The following is a 13,459-nucleotide window of genomic DNA, read 5'->3' as shown; positions in this document are numbered from 1 at the left end:
ATCTGGTCGATCTTATCGGTGCAACGGGTGGTATATTCTGGCGGGCTACGCTGCCCCGAAAGTCACCCAGGCCCAGACCATCGCCACATAAGTCAGATTGTGCAGGCACTGGTCTAACCCAGCCGCACGCCAGAACGCGGCCTGTGTCGGCTCAAGCTGTTTCTTGTCTGAATAGCTTGCTTTCAAGAAATCGATATTGAAATGAATCACCCATTCAAGAAGTCCGACAATCAGGATGAACAATACCGGAGCGCCAAACACGGCAAACACGATGACAGAGCCCGCAACATGTACTGCTGCGTGCTGCGCGCGTCCCAGGTGAAAATACTCACCTCTGCCAGAGAGCATTTTCGGTGTCTGGAGGTAGTAGTCAGCGAACATATGCTTGACCTGAAAAAGGCAAAGCATAAGTAACACCGCGCCAATACTGGCAGTCAAAAGAACCCTCCCGATATCGCTCTGTACCAACTGTAGGCAATAACCCTGCCATGCGTAAATGAACTAGTTCACATAAGATCAAGAAAATTCTCAGGTGGGAAAAAAATTGCATATCGTGTCAGTATGGCAGTAAATTCAAACCGTTGAATCCGGGTGCGTGGCATCCGGGCCGCGTTATCAGCCAGCAGTAGGGGCAGGTTCCATAGAACGCACGATTTTCCGCTTTATCTGGAAATACTCAAAGCGCGACCAGCTAGTTCTGCTGGCTGTGACGGCAACGTTGTTTCCGTTGCTCTATCTTACGCTGGAATTGCCCAAGCGCATTATCAACGACGCAATCGGTTCGACAACTGCCGAAGTGGATGTCTGGGGTTATACACTTTCACAGACGAATTTCCTGATTATTTTGTGTTTTGCTTTCCTTGCTGCCGTGTTGGCGCACGGGCTGATGAAAATGCGCATCAACACCATGAAGGGTGTGCTGAGCGAACGCATGCTGCGGCGGTTCCGATATCAGTTGGTCAGCCGCGCGCTCCTTTTTCCGCAACCCTATTTCGAGCGGGTCAGCCAGGGCGAAATGGTTTCGATGATCACAGCCGAGAGCGAACCGATGGGTGGTTTGATGGGCGATGCGATCAGCCAGCCGGTTCTGCAAGCCGGTCAGATGATCACCATCCTTTCTTTCCTGTTCTTGCAAAGCTTTTGGTTCGGACTGGCCGCAGTCGCCCTGATCCCGGTGCAGGCCTGGTTAATCCCAAAATTGCAACGTCAGATCAACCTGTTGAACAAGAAACGTATTCAGGAAGTACGGTCGTTGGCTGCGCAGATTGGCGAAAACGCGGCAGGGGCGTCCACCCTTCGCAGCAATGGCGGCTGGCGTTATCGCCGGGCTATGATCTCTGATCAGTTGGGGCGGCTTTTTGCGATCCGCTTTGATATTTACCAGAAGAAGTTCTTTATGAAGTTCATAAACAACTTCATCTCGCAGCTGACACCATTCATGTTCTACCTGATCGGTGGCCTTCTGGTGTTGCAGGGCTCGGTTTCTTTGGGGGCGTTGGTTGCGGCGCTGGCGGCGTACAAGGATCTGAGCTCACCCTGGAAAGAGCTGCTGACCTATTACAACCAAACTCAGGACATGTCGTTGCGCTGGGATATCGTCGTTGACCGTTTCGATCCGGCCGGACTGAAGGACGAAGCGCTGTTCGAGGGCGAACCAGCAGAGCGCCCCCACCTCAGCGGCGATATAGAGCTAAAGCACGTCTCGGTTCGCGACATGGACGGCAATCAGGTGCTGGATGATCTGAATCTGACTTTCCCCGGCGGCAAAACGATTGGTATCGCCGCACCCAGCGAAGAGGACCGTCGCGCCATGGGGGAGTTACTGACTCGCGAGATTTTGCCCGCTGCCGGCACGGTTCAGGTGGGGGATCTGAACCTGGCAGACCTGCATCAGGGCGTGGTGGCCGCACGTATCGGGTATGCCACATCCCGCCCGGTCATGTTTCAGGGAACGTTGGGTGACAACGTGATGATGCCGATGCGGTTCAAACCCTTGGCTGAATCCACAGATGACCCAGATTTTGCCGAGACCTTGCGGGCTGGAAACAGCATGGATCCGTTCAGGGCGGAATGGCTTGACCCGGCGCTGGCCGGGTTTGAAGACGCGACGGCGTTGCGCGATTGGTGGTTGCAACTGATTGATGGAATGGGGTCCGGGGCTGCCCTGTTCCGGCGTGGTGCTGAACAGAGCTTTGTTGCGACCGAACACTGCGAACTGGCAAAGAAACTGGTCGAGCTGCGCCCGCTTGTGCGGCAGGCGGTCCATGACGCGGGTCTTGAGCAGCAGGCGCTGATTTTCGACCGGAATGTTTACAACCCGGCGCTGCCTGTTGCAGAAAACCTGCTTTTTGCGACGCCTCGCGTGCCGGTGACGCAGGCTTTGCTTGCCCGGCAGAAGGTTTTCCTCATGCAGTTGCGAGAGTTGGGACTGGATGAGACGTTGATCGCCCTGACGCGTGACGTGATCGAGATGCTGCGCCAGATCTTCGGGTTCGACGGAACCGACCATCCGTTGTTCCGCAAGCTGGGTCTTGATGCAAAGACCTATGAGGCAGCTGTGGAGCTGGTTGAACAGACCCGCAAAGAGGGAACGTCAGGGCTGGATGACGAACAGCTGGCCAGTATGTTGGCCGTGCCTTTCGTCGTCTCGGCTGAACAGATTGGCCCGGCGTTCACGGATGAGCTGAAGGACCGCATTCTGGAACTGAGGCAGAGTCATTCGGACAAGCTGTTGGAAAGTCTCAAGGACGCTTTTGTTCCGCTGGACCCGGAAGATTTCGCGCCTGGATTGACGGTCATGGAAAACGCGCTGTTCGGCAAGGTCAGCCAGATTGGTGGCGCGCGATCGGATGAGGCCCGCAAGGTCATTGTGGACGTGTTGGAGGAGAACGGCGCGCGTCCTTTGGTGGTCGAGCTGATTTATGACATTCCGGTTGCTTTGGGTGGGCAGAGCCTTCCGGCGGTTTTTGCCGAACCGCTGGCGTTTACCCGCGCGACAATCAAGAAGCCGGATATCCTGATCCTGGAGCAGGCATTGGCCAGTTACGACATGAAAACGCAGGTGTCGGTCTACAAGAAGCTGCGCGAGTTGTTGCCGGATGCCACGGTGTTCTACCTCAATGACCAGTTCGAAAACCCGGACGTATTCGACATGTTCGTGGAAATCCGGCAAGGTCGTGTCGTCTCGGACGGAGGACCGGTGGACGTGGGAAAAGACAGCGCATCTTCAGCAGATCTGGCGCGGAAACTCCGCGCGCTGGAGCAAACTCCCTTGTTTTCGGGACTGGACCGGAGGCAATTGCGCCTTCTGGCTTTTGGCGCGCAGTGGTTTGATGCCAAGCCCCGGCAGGTGGTGTTCCTGAAAGATGATCAGCCGACCGATGGCGCTTATGTGGTGCTGGAGGGTGAGGCCGGCCTGTACCTGCCGCAGGAAGATGGCCCCGACCAGTTGATCACCACCGTGGGGCCGGGCGCATTGGTGGGTGAGCTTGGTCTGATCCGCAAAGAACCACGCGCGCTGAGCATGGTGGCCGAAACAAACCTATCCTGTCTTCGGATCGGTGAAGAAGAGTTCCTGGCCGTTGTGGAAAACGATGCGGCAACCGCGTTCAAGCTGATGCAGGTGATCGCCGGTTACGTGTCCAATTAGACGTGATCAGCTGGCAGGTTCGCAAAACAGATCGTACAGCAGGCCGATCATCTGCGCTGCATTCCCATCGCGCAGCGAATAATAGATCGTTTTGCCATCCCTTCGGGTGGTGACAAACCCTTCTTCCCGCAAGCGTGCCAACATCTGGCTGACGGCGGCTTGCCGCAATTGCAGCAAATCTTCAAGCTGGCCTACGGATTTCTCACCATTTCCAAGGTGGCACAGGATCATCAGGCGCCCTTCATGCGCCAGTGTCTTGAGAAATGCCGCCGCGCGGGCTGCATTTTCTTTCATTTCTGATGGTGTGTCCGAGGTGTGTGCCTGAGGTTCGGTTTCTAGGAGTGTCACGTTTTGACCGTTGTGCCATTAATCTTGGGTTAATATGCCTCAAACACGTCTGTGTTGTCACCCCTCGGTTGCAGGGGCACCGCCCTGAAAAGCATTGCCGTTAACATAATCGCAGGGCTCTTCCTGCATTTGCAGATGCAAGCCGCGACCTTCATACGGATGCGCGCGCGCCAGTTCTTCGTCGATGTCGATCCCAAGGCCCGGATCGGTCGGAGCGATCACGAAGCCGTTCTCTACCTGAATGGAGCCTTTGATAAGCTGATTATGGAACGGTGTTTCGATGGTTTCCAGCAACAGCAGGTTCGGGATCGACGCGGCCAGGTGGACATTGGCGGCCCATTCGACCGGTCCTGCATAAAGATGTGGCGCCATCTGAGCATTAAATATCTCTGCTATGGCGGCGACTTTCTTCATCTCCCAGATTCCGCCGGCTCGCCCCAGCGCCGGTTGCAGGATTTCCGCAGCCCCGGCGCGCAGAACGGCTCCGAACTCAGCCTTGGTTGTCATGCGTTCTCCGGTGGCGATGGGGATACGGACGTTGCGGGCGACACGGGCCATGTCCTCGATCATATCAGGTGGCGTGGGTTCTTCGAACCATAGGGGTTGGTATGGTTCCAGCGCCTGCCCCAACCGGATGGCTCCAGCCGTGTTGAACTGACCGTGTGTGCCAAACAGCAGGTCGGCCTTGTCCCCCACCGCATCGCGAATTGCCTTACAAAAGGCGACGGACATGGAAATGTCACTCATCGCGGGCATGTGGCCGCCACGGATCGTATAGGGGCCTGCCGGGTCGAATTTCACAGCGGTATAGCCGTGCCGCACCATTTCAGCAGCGGTTTCGCCCGCTTGTTCGGGAGAAGTCCAGAAGTCGGTCAAAGTGTGATGCGGCAAAGGGTAGAGGTAAGTGTAGGAGCGAATTCGTTCGTTCACCTTGCCGCCCAACAGGGCGTAAACCGGGCGGTCGCGATCCTTGCCCAGAATATCCCAGCAGGCGATCTCTAACCCTGAGAATGCGCCCATCACCGTCAAGTCGGGGCGCTGCGTGAAACCGCTGGAATAGGCGCGACGGAACATAAGTTCGATGTTTTCGGGGTTCTCGCCCAGCATGTGCCGTTCGAACACATCCCGGATGACGTGGCGCATCGCCTCGGGTCCGACGGACGAGGCATAGCATTCGCCCCAACCGGTGATGCCGGTGTCAGTCGTCAGTTTAACCAATATCCAGTATCGCCCCCCCCAACCCGGAGCGGGTGGGGCAGTGACGATGACGTCGAGATCCTGCAGTTTCATCTCAGTTCCTCCGAGCCGGGGGATCAGGTTCTGTCGAACAGGATCACGTTGCGCTTGGCAGATCCGGTTTTGGTATCGGCAATGGCCTCGTTGATCTGGTCCAGCGACCAGCGGCCCGAGATCAACTCGTCCAGCTTCAACCGACCCTGCTCATAAAGGTCAATCATCCATGGGATGTCCCGCTGAATAACCACATCACCCATTTTCGAGCCGACAACACCCTGCCCCAGGGCTGCCAGAACAACCGGTTCATAGTTGGCCATGCCACCCGAATGCGGCATTCCGATCATGATGGCCTTGCCGCCGCGGCCAAGATAGCGAGGGGCCTGATCATAGGCGGCGATTGCGCCGACCGTAATCAGAACCGCATCGGCCCCGCGCCCGCCAAGGGCTTTGAACGCTGCTTTCCAGGGCTCTTTCAGGCTGGCCAATACGCCATGAGTCGCGCCGAATTCCTTTGCGATTTCCAGTTTTTCTTCTGTCATGTCCACGGCCACGATTCGCCGTGCACCCGCGATCCGTGCGCCCTGAATGGCGTTCAGGCCAACACCACCCGCGCCGATGACAACGACATCCTGACCCGGACGCAAATTGGCGGCGTTAACCGCAGCACCGACCCCGGTGATCACCCCGCAAGACAGAAGGCTGGCCAGGTCTTTGGGCAGGCTTTCGGGTATCCTGACGATCTGCCGATGGCTCACCACGACCTTTTCGGCAAAAGCACCGCAGGCCATGGCCTGCTCCAACGGTTCGCCTTCAGCCGTTTTCAGCGGGCCTTTGACGGTGTCGTACGGAGTTTCGCAATTTGTCGGGTGCCCTCCGGCACAGGTGGGGCAGGACCCGCACGCGCGGATCAGGGTCACAACCACGGGCTCGCCAATCCTGAAGTCCCCGGCGGCCTCTCCAACTGCCGAGATCACACCTGCGGCTTCGTGGCCGTAAACGGCGGGCAGGAAGCCTCCCCAGGCACCCTCGGCATAGGATATGTCTGAATGGCAGATGGCCACTGCATCCAGCGTCACTTCGACTTCGCCCGTGCCGGGGGGTGCCAGCTGAACCTCTTCGATAACCAGGGGTTCGCCGAATGTCCGGCAGACTGCGGCTTTGATTGTTTGCATGATTTCCCTCATTCCCGTTGGCCCCACGGTGGCGTGGGAAAGCGTTGATCGCAAGGCAGAAACCGTCATGTGTGTGTCGTTGTTAAGCCGCGACAGGCGGGGACCGGCGAAACAACACAAACCCGGCCAGCATCAGCGCCAGTGCCAGCAGGAACGGAGCACCCGGCAGGTACAGCGGTGTGTCGGGGCGAATGAATTGCGCAAATACGCTGGTCATGACCAGAGGCGAGATTACCATCGAAAGCGCGTGGAGCGCGGCCAACACGCCTTGCAACTCTCCTTGCTGCGAATCCGGTGTCGCTTTGGACATCATTGCCTGAAGTGCCGGTGTCGTGATTGCCCCGATTGCGGTGATTGGGATGAACAAAAGCGCAATGAACCCGTTGGTCAGAAAGGCCAAAATTGCGAAACTGAGGATCTCAAAACCCATCCCGTAGATGATGGCGCCCCGTTCTCCGCATAATCGGATTGCGGGACGGATCAGACCGCCCTGCACAACGGCCATGCCGATCCCATAGACGCCCAGTGACAGGCCGATCATCTGAGGGGACCAGCCGAACCGTTCGGTGGTGAAAAAGGACCAGATGGCGGGGTAGACGTAGATTGAGACCGAATACAGGAAGTAGACCCATAACAATGGTCGGATACCAGGAAGCGCAGCAATGGCGCGCAGCGAATTCACCGGGTTGGCGCGGCGCAAGTTGAAGGCGCGCCGGGTCTTGTCGGTTACGGTTTCTGGCATCACGAAACAGCCGATGACAAAGATCAGTGCCACCAACCCTGCCGCCGCCCAAAACGGGGCACGGGTTCCATATTCGCTGAGCAATCCGCCGATCACCGGGCCGAGGACAAAACCCACGCCAAAGGCAGCCCCCAACAGGCCAAAGTTTGCGGCCTTGTCCTTGGGATCGGAAATATCCGCCATGAACGCGGCGGCGGTGGAATGCGTGGCTGCGGTAATACCGCCGACAATACGACCGGCCAGCAACAGCCAGATACTGCCCGCCACGGCCATGACCATATAATCAAGCGCCATGACGAACAGCGACACCAGCAGCACGGTTCTGCGGCCATAGGCGTCGGACAGGTTTCCAAGGATTGGACCAAAGATGAATTGCATCGCCGCAAAAGCGGTACTCAGCACTCCGCCCCAGATTGCCGCATTGGCAAGCGAGCTGCCCTGCACATCAACAATCAGTTGCGGCATGATTGGCATCACCAGACCAATGCCCATTGCGTCGATCATGACGATGCTGAGGATGAAGAGTGATGGCAGGCGCATGGGACTCGGGCAGGTGATCTGTTCGTGGCACCCTAGGCACAGTCACCGAATGTGGAAAGACAGAGTTTTACGTACAATCTGCGGTATCACCCGAATTTGTTTGCCAATTCGGTAAGCAGTCCAGCCAGTTCCTGTGGATGCGAGAAAAACGGAGAATGCGAACTGTCGATGGTTCGTCGCAGCTCCTCGGGGATGAACTCGCACATGTCCGCCTGATATTCCGTGGGGATCGTTCGGTCATCCGTGGTGCGGATATAGGCCTTGGGTACTTCGTCGAAATTGGTGCTGACCGGCAGTGGTGTTTCCTGGGGGCGAATGGCCTGTGGGCACAAGCGTGCATAGGCAAAGGGCAGAATATCGTCCGGACAATCGTGATAGAACAGCTTGGGTATGGCGTCTACCGACACGGTGTAAGACAGACCGTCTGCGGATTTTTCCACTGCGTGTGCTATGGTTTGCCGTGGCCCGCGTCTGCGCATGTCTGCCAGCGAAAGCCCATCGTGAGGCACGTAGGCGCACAGAAAGATCAGGGCGCGCATGGCGTCCGGTCGAGCCTCGGCGGCGGCGCTGATCGGATAGCCGCCCCACGAGTGACCCACGACAATCGTATCGGGTGTGCAGGCGTTCAGAACGGCATCGCGGCAAGTGTCCAGAGTCACCTCGGACACCGGCGTTGGATCCGCCCCATGACTGGGCAAGTCTATGGCCCGGGCAGAGTGTCCCAAAGCCTCCAGCGCGGGGATCAGATCGCGCCAGCACCAGGCACCGTGGCAGGAGCCGTGGACCAACAGGAAAGACGCCATCGCTGTTCTCCTTCAGATATGCCCGATATCGATCAGAAACCGAGTTAGGATTGCTGCGTATTCTGCGGGTTTCTCGACACAGGGCAAATGGCCGGCCCTGCGGATCAGTTCGAATCGCGATCCGGGGATCAGGTCAACAGTTTCGCGCACCAGATCGGGCGGGGTCGAGCCGTCCGCGCTTCCGGCGATGCCAAGTGTAGGCAGGCGCAGGCCGCTTGTGGGTGTATAGAAGTCGGTCCCGGCGATGGCAGCGCAACAGCCCAGATACCCGTCAAGCGGTTGGCTGATCATCATGTCGCGCCATGACAGGTGGTCTTGCGCCGCGCGGAAATCACGAGAAAACCAGCGTTCCATCGTGGCGTCCGCCAGTGCTTCGATCCCACCGCGACGCACTGCGTCGATCCGATCCTGCCAGACTGCGGGTGTGGCGATTTTGGCGGCTGTGTTCGACAGAACCAGCGCACGTATCTGATCCATACGTTTGACGGCCAGCCCCTGTGCAATCATGCCGCCAATGGACAGGCCGACAAAAACGCAGTCGCGAACCTTCAGGTGATCCAGCAGCGCCTCGGCATCGCGGATCAGGGCGCCCATAGAATAAGGCGCCGGTGGAACCGAGGATTGCCCATGTCCGCGCTTGTCATACCGGATGATGCGCAACCCCTTGGGCAAGTGCGGTAACACGGCGTCCCACAGGTGCAGGTTTGTTCCCAATGGGTTGGCAAAAACCAGTGGCGCGCCATCCGCCGCACCATCGACACGGTAATTCAGTTTCACGTCGCCCAGATCAGCGATCTTCATGACTCAGGTCCTTGCAGCCCCGGCGTTCCAGGTGCAACTTGCACAGGTTTGGGGTGCCTGTCAGGTCAGGAATTCCAACGCCCTGGCAAAAACATCCGGATCGACATTACCACCCGAAGTAACTACGATCACGTCGTCGCCCTCGATCTCGTCGCCCCGGAACAGCGCCGAGGCCAATGCGACTGCGCCGCCGGGTTCCAGCACGATCTTGAGGCGCAGGAAAGCAAGTGCCATGGCCCGCAGCGCCTCGTCTTCGGTGACCGAAATACCGGGTCCGCAAAGACGGTTTAGGATGGGAAAGGTGATATCGCCGGGTTGCGGTGTCAGGATAGCATCGCAAATATTGCCTGATGCCGCGTTGTTGTTCTGAATCCGTCCCGTCGCCAGTGATCGTTTGACGTCATCGAACCCTTCCGGTTCGCACGGGCGTACCCTTAGGTCGGGGGCGTGTTTTTCAAGCGCCAGCGCAATGCCAGAGGTGAGGCCGCCGCCACCACAACAGACCAGAACATCCGCCTGAGAAACCCCAAGTTCCGCTGCTTTTCTGGAGATTTCCAAGCCGGTGGTACCTTGCCCGGCAATCACCTGAGGCTCGTCATATGGCCGGATCAGGGTTAGCCCGCGTTCGGCGGCGATGGTTTCCCCGATCTCTTCGCGGCTTTCGTTTGCGCGGTCGTAAAGAACAACTTCACCCCCAAGCGCTCGGGTGTTTTCGATTTTCAGGTGCGGCGCGTCCGACGGCATGACAATGACCGAAGCAATTCCATGTTTCGACGCCGCCATCGCAACGCCCTGCGCGTGGTTGCCCGAGGAATAGGCAATCACGCCGCACTGGCGTATGTCTTCGTCCAGCGCGGATATGGCAGACCAAGCCCCCCGAAACTTGAAACTGCCCGTATGTTGCAGGCATTCCGGCTTGACCCAAATCCGGCGCCCGGCGATCGCGTCAAGAAATGGCGACGACAGAATTGGTGTCTCGCGGACATGTCCCTTAAGCCGTTTGGCCGCAGCTTCGATCATTTCAATTGTGCTCATGCAGCGTTCTTCAATACCTTTTTGATGACATCCAGAGATTGAGGCTCATTCAGGAACGGAACATGCCCGCGATCCGGGACTTCGGCCGAGATCAGACCGGGATGCCGCCGATGCATCTCAGCCAGGGTTTCGGCGCTCAGAACGTCCGAGTTCGCGCCCCTGATCGCGCCGCAGGGTATGTTGCGCAGCGCTTCAAAAAACAACCAGTAATCGGGTATGGCACCGCTCGCGGCCTGTTCCAGAAGCGCCTTGCGCAGGGCCGGGTCATAGCGCAGCGCCAGCCCGTCCCCTTGTTGTTTGTATTGAATTTCGGCCTGTTTGCGCCAGATCTCCAGCGGAACCCTGGGAAATTGCGGCTCCATCATATGTTTCAGGGCGGCAGCAGCTTCGTCATGGGTTTTCGCGGTGGGTTGCGCGCCCACATAGGCCATGATCTTGGCTATGCCTGACGTCTCGATGACGGGCCCCACATCGTTTAGGATCACACCGACCAAACGTTCGGGGTGGCTTGCTGCCAGTGCCATGGCAATCAGCCCGCCCCGCGAGGTGCCCAGAATGACCGCTTTTTCGATGCCCAGAAAATCCAGCAGTTCAATCGCGTCATGGGATTCACGAAAGATGTTGTAGTTCATGAAATCGGGATCGTAGTCCGAGCGGCCGCGCCCCCTGTAATCCATCGCAATCATGCGCAGTTCAGTGGCATGTGGTGCGAAATACGAAAAATCCCGGCTGTTCCTAGTCAATCCGGCCAGACACAAAAGCGGCGTGCCCGATCCATGGTCTTCGAAATAGATGCGCTTGCCGTCCGAAGTCGTAAAGTCTGACATCAAAGACCAGCCAGCTTGGGAATGGTGGTCAAATCAGACAGAACATGCGCTGGCGTCCACGGCAGCCGGTCCATTGGTTCCCCGACCCGATTGACCCAGGCGGTGACAAAACCATAACCGCTGGCCCCCGCGGCATCCCAGCCGTTTGAACTGACGAACAAGACTTCGTCGCGGGCGCAGTCAAACCTGTTCTGAACCAGATCATAGACACGGGAATGGGGCTTGAAGACCCCAACGCTTTCGACCGACAGCACGTCATCCAGCACATCGCCGATCCCGGCGGATTGAACAGCACCGTCCAGCATGGGCGGTGATCCGTTGGACAGGATGGCAGTCTGCATCCCGCCATCCTTGAGGGCATTCAGCATGACAGGAACTTCGGGATAGGCCTGTAACTCCCAATAAAGATCCAGCAGGCGTTGGCGCAATTCTGGGTTGCCCTGAAGGCCGGCAGCTTCCAGCGCCCAGTCCAGCCCGTCCTGCGTGACATCCCAAAAATCCGCATGGGCATCCGCCACAGCGCGCAGCCATGTGTATTGCAATTGCTTCAGGCGCCAATGTCCCGCGACCTCGGGCCATTTGTCTTTCAGGGCTTCGAACCCCGGCTCGCCTGCCGCCTGCCGGGCGGCGGCCGCTACGTCAAACAGCGTTCCGTAGGCGTCGAACACGCAGGTCGTGATTGCCATATGACCCTCCTTTGATTGCGCGCAGGTTGGCACAACGCGAAAGGGGGGGAAAGGGCCAAGGGTTTACAACTTTGTGTCAATCTCTAGGGTTGGCCGCTTAACCCCTAAAAACGGCCGGAGGCCACTATGACCGAAATCAAGCAAGGTGACACGGTTCGCATCCATTACACAGGGACATTGTTGGATGGCAAAGTCTTTGACAGTTCGGATGGGCGCGATCCGTTGGAGTTCGTGGTAGGATCGGGCCAGATCATTCCCGGTCTGGACAGTGCCATGCCCGGTTTGTCCGCAGGTGACAAGAAACGGGTCGAGATTGCCTGCACCGACGCTTACGGCCCGATCAACCCTGCGATGCGTCAGGAAATCCCCCGCGAGGGTATTCCCGAGGATATTCCGCTGGATCCGGGCACTCAACTGCAGATGCAGACACCGGACGGTCAGGCCGTACCTGTGACAGTTGTGGACACCAACGAAGCGACTGTGACCCTGGATGGAAACCATCCGTTGGCCGGACAGGATCTGGTGTTTGAGATTGAAGTCGTCTCGATCAATTGAGACATAGTTCGGGTTGGAACGCCTGCCCGGACTTCAGCCGATCAAAGCTTCAACAGCCGCGCGCACCTGTGGCTGGGTGAAAAAGACAAACACCAGCAGTAATGATGTCAGCGCGAGCAGCAGCACTCTGGCCCGCTGGCTGAGGAAACCGGACTTCTTCCGGCTTTGCACTGATCGTGCGTTGTTTGCAATGATTTGATCTAGCTTGCTCATATCGAAGTCCTGCCGCCCAAAGATGGTGAAATCTTGGCGGCGGCAGGGAAAGATATGGTCACATGAAATCGGGTTGCGGCATGCCCAGAACGTGGAAACCACCGTCAACGCGGATGATTTCGCCAGACGTGCAGGCTCCCGCATCAGATGTCAGGTAAACTGCGGTCCCGCCAACAGCTTCCAGAGTGGCATTCGAACGCATCGGCGCATTCTGATCGCAGAACTTATATGTCCTGCGCGCCCCGCCAATGGCGGCACCGGCAAGGGTTTTCATCGGTCCCGGTGAGATTGCGTTCACGCGGATACCATCCGGGCCAAGGTCATTGGCCAGATAACGGGTCGCCGATTCCAGCGCAGCCTTGGCAACACCCATGACGTTGTAGTTCGGTACTACGCGGTTTGATCCCTGATAGGTCAGCGTCAGCAGCGAGCCCCCATTGTCCTTCATCATTGGATAGGCGCGGCGTGCTACCTCGATGAAAGAATAGGCCGAAACGTCCATCGAGTGTTTGAAGTTGGCCCGCGTGGTATTCAGAAACCGACCTGTTAGCTCGGACTTGTCCGAATACGCAATCGCATGAACAACAAAGTCGATGGTGGGCCAACGCTTGGCCAACTCACCAAAGGCGCGATCCAGTGACTCGTCGTCGGTCACATCAGCATCCACCATGAAATCGCTGCCCAAGCTTTGAGCGAGAGGTTCCAGCCGCTTGCCGAACGCCTCGCCCTGATAGGTGAAGGCCAATTCTGCGCCTGCCTCGTGCATGGCCTTGGCAATGCCCCACGCGATTGAGCGGTCATTGGCCACGCCCATGATCAGGCCGCGCTTACCTTTGAGAAGATCCGACATCA

Annotated in this window: 14 protein-coding genes; 2 read left to right on the top strand and 12 right to left on the bottom strand. The window is 57.9% G+C overall.

The window, feature by feature from the left end; translation table 11 throughout:
• Positions 1-45: 45 nt before the first annotated feature.
• Positions 46-408, bottom strand: a complete 363-nt coding sequence (locus ACR0AP_RS13305) for a DUF3307 domain-containing protein (protein WP_480507104.1) — start codon at positions 406-408, stop codon at positions 46-48.
• Positions 409-595: 187 nt separating this feature from the next.
• On the opposite strand from ACR0AP_RS13305, the gene ACR0AP_RS13300 reads away from it, so the two are divergent.
• The gene (locus ACR0AP_RS13300) at positions 596-3,649 is read left to right on the top strand and encodes a cyclic nucleotide-binding domain-containing protein (protein ID WP_480507103.1); all 3,054 of its coding nucleotides are present in this window, start codon (positions 596-598) and stop codon (positions 3,647-3,649) included.
• 6 nt (positions 3,650-3,655) lie between these two features.
• On the opposite strand, the gene ACR0AP_RS13295 is transcribed toward ACR0AP_RS13300, so the two are convergent.
• The 9 genes from ACR0AP_RS13295 to ACR0AP_RS13255 all read right to left on the bottom strand — a co-directional run bounded on the left by ACR0AP_RS13295 (position 3,656) and on the right by ACR0AP_RS13255 (position 11,839).
• Positions 3,656-3,943 carry an ArsR/SmtB family transcription factor gene (locus ACR0AP_RS13295; RefSeq protein WP_480488347.1) on the bottom strand — a complete coding sequence of 96 codons (288 nt, stop codon included), beginning with the start codon at positions 3,941-3,943 and terminating at the stop codon, positions 3,656-3,658.
• Between the two features lie 111 nt (positions 3,944-4,054).
• Positions 4,055-5,287 (bottom strand): mandelate racemase/muconate lactonizing enzyme family protein, encoded by a 1,233-nt coding sequence (locus ACR0AP_RS13290; RefSeq protein ID WP_480507102.1) that lies wholly within the window; start codon positions 5,285-5,287, stop codon positions 4,055-4,057.
• A gap of 23 nt (positions 5,288-5,310) precedes the next feature.
• Positions 5,311-6,405: a Zn-dependent alcohol dehydrogenase gene (locus ACR0AP_RS13285; protein ID WP_480507101.1), complete on the bottom strand. Its 1,095-nt coding sequence runs from the start codon at positions 6,403-6,405 to the stop codon at positions 5,311-5,313.
• Between the two features lie 82 nt (positions 6,406-6,487).
• Positions 6,488-7,687: a TCR/Tet family MFS transporter gene (locus tag ACR0AP_RS13280; protein ID WP_480507100.1), complete on the bottom strand. Its 1,200-nt coding sequence runs from the start codon at positions 7,685-7,687 to the stop codon at positions 6,488-6,490.
• 86 nt (positions 7,688-7,773) lie between these two features.
• Positions 7,774-8,490 carry an alpha/beta fold hydrolase gene (locus tag ACR0AP_RS13275; protein WP_480507099.1) on the bottom strand — a complete coding sequence of 239 codons (717 nt, stop codon included), beginning with the start codon at positions 8,488-8,490 and terminating at the stop codon, positions 7,774-7,776.
• 12 nt (positions 8,491-8,502) lie between these two features.
• A complete protein-coding gene (pcaD, locus tag ACR0AP_RS13270; protein WP_480507098.1) occupies positions 8,503-9,291 on the bottom strand; it encodes a 3-oxoadipate enol-lactonase in 789 nt (262 codons plus the stop codon).
• 60 nt (positions 9,292-9,351) lie between these two features.
• Positions 9,352-10,326, bottom strand: coding sequence for a threonine ammonia-lyase (locus ACR0AP_RS13265; protein ID WP_480507097.1), 975 nt, complete (start codon positions 10,324-10,326; stop codon positions 9,352-9,354).
• Positions 10,323-11,153, bottom strand: coding sequence for an alpha/beta fold hydrolase (locus ACR0AP_RS13260; RefSeq protein ID WP_480488282.1), 831 nt, complete (start codon positions 11,151-11,153; stop codon positions 10,323-10,325). The genes ACR0AP_RS13265 and ACR0AP_RS13260 overlap by 4 nt, the downstream gene beginning before the upstream one ends.
• On the bottom strand, positions 11,153-11,839 hold the full coding sequence (locus tag ACR0AP_RS13255) for a haloacid dehalogenase type II (RefSeq protein ID WP_480507096.1): 687 nt from the start codon (positions 11,837-11,839) through the stop codon (positions 11,153-11,155). Before ACR0AP_RS13255 ends, ACR0AP_RS13260 begins: the two co-directional genes overlap by 1 nt.
• A 126-nt stretch (positions 11,840-11,965) precedes the next feature.
• Between ACR0AP_RS13255 and ACR0AP_RS13250 the strand changes: the two genes are divergently transcribed.
• Positions 11,966-12,394 carry an FKBP-type peptidyl-prolyl cis-trans isomerase gene (locus ACR0AP_RS13250; RefSeq protein WP_480507095.1) on the top strand — a complete coding sequence of 143 codons (429 nt, stop codon included), beginning with the start codon at positions 11,966-11,968 and terminating at the stop codon, positions 12,392-12,394.
• A gap of 33 nt (positions 12,395-12,427) precedes the next feature.
• Here ACR0AP_RS13250 and ACR0AP_RS13245 read toward each other — a convergent pair whose 3' ends face one another.
• Both ACR0AP_RS13245 and ACR0AP_RS13240 read right to left on the bottom strand, forming a co-directional pair.
• Positions 12,428-12,607, bottom strand: a complete 180-nt coding sequence (locus ACR0AP_RS13245; RefSeq protein WP_267366102.1) for a hypothetical protein — start codon at positions 12,605-12,607, stop codon at positions 12,428-12,430.
• Positions 12,608-12,665: 58 nt separating this feature from the next.
• A complete protein-coding gene (locus tag ACR0AP_RS13240) occupies positions 12,666-13,457 on the bottom strand; it encodes an enoyl-ACP reductase FabI (protein WP_209505367.1) in 792 nt (263 codons plus the stop codon).
• Between the last annotated feature and the right edge of the window lie 2 nt (positions 13,458-13,459).

It is taken from the genome of Ruegeria sp. AF7 (assembly GCF_056541885.1).
Note: the sequence above shows the minus strand (reverse complement) of the source record. Positions and strands in the feature narration are given on the sequence as shown.

Coding starts and splice junctions, on each gene's coding strand:
- ACR0AP_RS13280 (WP_480507100.1), bottom strand. CDS start 7,687: ATGCGCCTGCCATCACTCTTCATCCTCAGCATCGTCATGATCGACGCA.
- ACR0AP_RS13275 (WP_480507099.1), bottom strand. CDS start 8,490: ATGGCGTCTTTCCTGTTGGTCCACGGCTCCTGCCACGGTGCCTGGTGC.
- ACR0AP_RS13305 (WP_480507104.1), bottom strand. CDS start 408: ATGCTTTGCCTTTTTCAGGTCAAGCATATGTTCGCTGACTACTACCTC.
- ACR0AP_RS13285 (WP_480507101.1), bottom strand. CDS start 6,405: ATGCAAACAATCAAAGCCGCAGTCTGCCGGACATTCGGCGAACCCCTG.
- ACR0AP_RS13260 (WP_480488282.1), bottom strand. CDS start 11,153: ATGTCAGACTTTACGACTTCGGACGGCAAGCGCATCTATTTCGAAGAC.
- ACR0AP_RS13240 (WP_209505367.1), bottom strand. CDS start 13,457: ATGTCGGATCTTCTCAAAGGTAAGCGCGGCCTGATCATGGGCGTGGCC.
- ACR0AP_RS13265 (WP_480507097.1), bottom strand. CDS start 10,326: ATGAGCACAATTGAAATGATCGAAGCTGCGGCCAAACGGCTTAAGGGA.
- pcaD (WP_480507098.1), bottom strand. CDS start 9,291: ATGAAGATCGCTGATCTGGGCGACGTGAAACTGAATTACCGTGTCGAT.
- ACR0AP_RS13290 (WP_480507102.1), bottom strand. CDS start 5,287: ATGAAACTGCAGGATCTCGACGTCATCGTCACTGCCCCACCCGCTCCG.
- ACR0AP_RS13295 (WP_480488347.1), bottom strand. CDS start 3,943: ATGAAAGAAAATGCAGCCCGCGCGGCGGCATTTCTCAAGACACTGGCG.
- ACR0AP_RS13245 (WP_267366102.1), bottom strand. CDS start 12,607: ATGAGCAAGCTAGATCAAATCATTGCAAACAACGCACGATCAGTGCAA.
- ACR0AP_RS13250 (WP_480507095.1), top strand. CDS start 11,966: ATGACCGAAATCAAGCAAGGTGACACGGTTCGCATCCATTACACAGGG.
- ACR0AP_RS13255 (WP_480507096.1), bottom strand. CDS start 11,839: ATGGCAATCACGACCTGCGTGTTCGACGCCTACGGAACGCTGTTTGAC.